Origin of the sequence: Streptomyces sp. ICN903, assembly GCF_022015835.1 — a bacterium.
Taxonomy (GTDB): Bacteria; Actinomycetota; Actinomycetes; order Streptomycetales; family Streptomycetaceae; genus Streptomyces; species Streptomyces fenghuangensis.
The window spans coordinates 1-2,422 of the sequence record NZ_JAKMAY010000494.1 but is presented as its reverse complement, the minus strand read 5'-3'; the positions used below and the strand labels follow the sequence as shown (position 1 = coordinate 2,422).

Here is a 2,422-nt window from a genome sequence, read left to right as displayed (position 1 = left end):
GGGCGCGGCCGGGGGCTCGACCAGGAGGACCTGCCGCTCGTCGGCGACCCGCCACAGCTCCGGCCGGGCGGCGTCGAGCAGGCGGTGGTCCGGTATCAGCCACTGCCGGTCGTAAGGCCCGCACAGCACCCGCACCGGCTCCGGGCACGGCCCGTCCTCCCGGTCCAGCCGGCCGGTGGGGGCGCCCGCGTCCGCGGCGGGGCCGGGCAGCCGGGGGACGGTGGTGCGGATGGTGCGGGCACGGGTGGTGACGAACAGCTCCGCGCGCTCGTCGCCGAAGGCCCGCAGCAGCGCGGCCCAGCGGGACCGCAGCGACGCCGCGTCCGGTGCCGTCACCCAGTCCCGGCCCGGCCGGACCGTCCGGACCGACCAGGGCATCAGCTCGTCGAGCGGAACGTCCTGGCCGCTGTCACCGCCCGTCCCGGCACCCACCGTTTCCCTCCCCGCTGCCCTTCCCGTACGGCCTGCCGCACGCATGCTACGGACGTGGACCGGTCCGGCGCGGATCAGTCCGCCTCCACGGTGACGGAGAAGGAGAAGCGGTCGCCGCGGTATTGGATGCGGGCCACGTCCACCACCCGGCCGCTCTCGTCGTAGGTGACGCCGGTGTAGTGCAGGATCGGGCTGAGCAGCGGCACCTGGAGCAGTTCGGCCGTCTCCGGGTCGGCCAGCCGCGCCTGGACGGTGTCGGTGATGCGGCTGATCCGCACGCCCACGGCGTCGCGCAGCACCTTCGTCATGGGCCAGCGCGCCAGGTCCTCCAGGTCGATGCGGCCGGCCAGTTCGGGACGGACGAGGTTCTCCGCCCAGTTGGTCGGCTCGCCCGTCTCCCGGTCGCGGCGCAGCCGCCGGTAGGCCACCGCCTCGGCGAGGTCCGGGAAGTACTCGGCCAGCTCCCCGGGGACCGGCCCGGCGCCGTGCCCCAGCAGCACCGTCTCCTCGCCCGACTGCTGGGCCACGATGGCGTCCACCGAGCCGAGCAGACGCACGGGGGACCCGCTGCGGGCGCTCGGCTCGATGAAGGTGCCGCGCCGCCGGTGCCGGGAGATCAGCCCCTCGTTCTCCAGTTCCTTGAGCGCCTGGCGCATGGTCAGGACGCTGACGCCGTAGTGCTCGGCGAGCCGCTCCTCGGTGGGCAGGCGCAGGGGCGCGCCGGGGGAGCGGCCGAGTATCGAGGCGCGCAGGGACTGCGAGACCTGATACCACAGCGGCAGCTTGCGGTTCAGCGCGAGCGAGTCGGGAGCGAAGGTGGTCACGGCGGCCTCCGGACGGCCAGGCTGGGTTGCCGGGTGTTGCCGGGCCGCCGCGTCACGGCACCGTGACGCGGCGGCGGTGCGGCGGTACGTCGTGGGTCACGGTACGCGCCATCGCCCTCGGATGCGGCCCCTCACTCCCGGATCACCGCCGGATCACCGCCGGAAGTGGCGCTCCAGGCCCTGCCACACGTCGTCGTAGTCGTGCTGGAGGTGTCCGGCGTCGCGCGCCTGGGCGGTCAGCGTCACCGGCCAGCGGGTCTCGAACATGAACGCCAGCCCGTCGTCCACCTTCTGCGGGACCAGCTCGGCGGCGCTGGCCCGGTCGAAGGTCTCGCGGTCCGGGCCGTGGGCGGACATCATGTTGTGCAGCGAGCCGCCGCCGGGGACGAAGCCGCCGGGGCCGGCGGTCTTGGCGTCGTAGGCGCCCTCGATCAGGCCCATGTACTCGCTCATCACGTTGCGGTGGAAGTACGGCGGCCGGAAGGTGTCCTCGCCGACCAGCCAGCGCGGGGCGAAGACCACGAAGTCCACGCCCGCCAGGCCCGGGGTGTCCGAGGGCGAGGTGAGGACGGTGAAGATCGACGGGTCGGGGTGGTCGTAGCTGATGCTGCCGATCACGTTGAAGCGGCGCAGGTCGTAGACGTAGGGCACCAGGTTGCCGTGCCAGGCGACGACGTCCAGGGGGGAGTGGTCGTAGGTGGCCGTCCACAGGCCGCCGCAGAACTTGCTGACCACCTCCACCGGGCCCTCCACGTCCTCGTACGCGGCGGTGGGGGCCATGAAGTCCCGAGCATTGGCAAGGCCGTTGGCGCCGATGGGGCCGAGGTCGGGCAGGACGAAGGGGCGGCCCATGTTCTCGCAGACGTAGCCGCGCACCACCGCGTCCAGCGGCTCGACGCGGAAGCGGACCCCGCGGGGGATCAGCGCGATGTGGCCCGGTTCGGCGCGCAGCAGGCCGAACTCGGTGCGCAGCAGCAGGCCGCCGCGCTCGGGCACGATCAGCAGCTCGCCGTCGGCGGAGCTGAACACCCGGCGCTCCATGGGGGCGTTGGCGGCGTACAGGTGGATGGCGACGCCCTCGCGCCGGGTGGCGTCGCCGTTGCCGCCCAGGGTCCACAGCCCGTCCAGGAAGTCGGTGCCGGGGGCGGGGTCGGGCAGCGGGTCCC

At 73.9% G+C, this 2,422-nt stretch carries 3 protein-coding genes; all 3 read right to left on the bottom strand.

The window, feature by feature from the left end:
- Positions 1-477: type ISP restriction/modification enzyme (locus L7D48_RS28140; RefSeq protein WP_374494098.1), on the bottom strand; the 477-nt coding region annotated here is incomplete at its 3' end.
- A 29-nt stretch (positions 478-506) separates the two neighbouring features.
- Positions 507-1,256 carry a GntR family transcriptional regulator gene (locus L7D48_RS28135; protein ID WP_237883821.1) on the bottom strand — a complete coding sequence of 250 codons (750 nt, stop codon included), beginning with the start codon at positions 1,254-1,256 and terminating at the stop codon, positions 507-509.
- A 153-nt stretch (positions 1,257-1,409) separates the two neighbouring features.
- Positions 1,410-2,422 (bottom strand): homogentisate 1,2-dioxygenase (gene hmgA, locus L7D48_RS28130; protein WP_237883819.1); only part of this gene is annotated, 1,013 nt, incomplete at its 5' end.